Source organism: Intrasporangium chromatireducens Q5-1 (assembly GCF_000576575.1).
GTDB lineage: Bacteria > Actinomycetota > Actinomycetes > Actinomycetales > Dermatophilaceae > Intrasporangium_A > Intrasporangium_A chromatireducens.
Genome location: NZ_AWQS01000646.1, coordinates 1 through 280 on the forward strand (window position 1 = coordinate 1; position 280 = coordinate 280).

Consider the following 280-nt stretch of genomic DNA (forward strand, 5'->3'; position numbering starts at 1 on the left):
GACACAGGGGGCAGGATCGAATTACAAGAAATCTCGGGTCGTGCCCGGGGAGCCGCCTGACCACGCGCTAGGCCGTTCCCGAGGCGGCCTGACCACGAAGGTGCACGCCCTGTCGGACCCGACCTGCACGCCGGTGCTGGCGCTACTGACCGCCGGCCAGGCCGGCGACAACCCGATGCTCGCGCCGCTGATCGAGGCTCTCGCCGAGGCCGGGCACGACCTGGACTTCCGGCTGCTGGCGGACAAGGCGTACTCCCACCCGAGCACGCGAACCTTCTTG

The 280-nt window shown here is 69.6% G+C and carries 1 protein-coding gene; it reads left to right on the top strand.

Annotation, left to right across the window (positions count from 1 at the left end; genetic code table 11):
* Positions 1 to 280: transposase (locus N864_RS25855; protein ID WP_240474466.1), on the top strand; the 280-nt coding region annotated here is incomplete at both ends.